Below are 421 nucleotides of genomic sequence, written 5' to 3'. Positions count from 1 at the left end.
TCCCCCTTACTGCTTCCATATGTTTCACCTAACGTCAGATTCCCTTTCACAAGCAGTTTGTCCTCGGTATCCTGCATCTGCAGATACCCATTGTCAAATTTCGCATTTCCTCTTACTTCCAGACTTCCCTTTTTAAAGACAACAGTTCCAGTCATATTCAGATTCCCTTGTATCTGATTTTCTTTTGTATTGTTGATGTATAACATGTTAGCCTCAACATTTCCAGTTGTTACAAAAGATCCATTATTAATTATCAATTGCGTAACGATCTGTAAATCTTTTGTTTTCGAAATCGTCATATCATTATTTACTGTGAGCGAGTAGAGTGGTGTTGCAAAATTGATATTGTTATTTTGAAGTTCCAGATTATCATTGAATCCATTTACCTGACTTGGCTCTTTAAAACTAATCTTCTGTGTCT

1 protein-coding gene is annotated in these 421 nt (G+C 35.6%); it reads right to left on the bottom strand.

Translation table 11 applies throughout. From position 1 onward, the window contains the following. Positions 1-421 (bottom strand): hypothetical protein (locus DXC04_RS15655; RefSeq protein ID WP_158580529.1); only part of this gene is annotated, 421 nt, incomplete at both ends.

The organism is Dorea sp. OM07-5 (assembly GCF_003481355.1).
GTDB lineage: Bacteria > Bacillota > Clostridia > Lachnospirales > Lachnospiraceae > Dorea_D > Dorea_D hominis.
Note: the sequence above shows the minus strand (reverse complement) of the source record. Positions and strands in the feature narration are given on the sequence as shown.